Genomic DNA, 523 nt, shown 5'->3' on the forward strand with positions numbered 1-523 from the left:
TTCTTCAACTAATGCCATCAAGCTTTCAGTTTGCGCGCTTGGCACCATAGAAGGTTTGTAAGCTTCACGAACCAACTCGATGCTAACGCCATCAACGAATGGTGTTTCCAGCATGCCGTTTAGCTTGCTATCGACATCATCGTATTCTTCATTACTCCAGAAACGCACATCCACGATCGCTTCAGCGTGCTCAGGGACGATGTTTGCGCCGTTACCGCCAGACACAATACCCACGTTTAATGTGGTACCAGATTCGAAGTTCGTCATGGCATTGATTGTGAGAATCCAGTTCGCCATCTCGGTAATTGCACTGCGGCCATTTTCTGGCTCGTTGCCAGCGTGGGCTGCAATGCCATTAAACGTGATTTTGTAACGCGCCATGCCTTTGCGCGCTTTGACTAAACCGCCGTCTGCGCGTGCTGCTTCTGCCACCAATACGTTTTTCGCGTTTTTTGCAACAGATTGAATCCAGTCGACCGAATCTAACGATCCGGTTTCTTCGTCTGGGTTCATACAGATACAA

1 protein-coding gene is annotated in these 523 nt (G+C 48.8%); it reads right to left on the reverse strand.

What is annotated here, in order from left to right; translation table 11 throughout:
- Nucleotides 1-523, reverse strand: a 523-nt coding sequence (locus R7Q46_RS30155) for a peptidase dimerization domain-containing protein (protein ID WP_318078714.1), incomplete at both ends; no start/stop codon positions are given.

The organism is Vibrio sp. 811, from assembly GCF_033339195.1.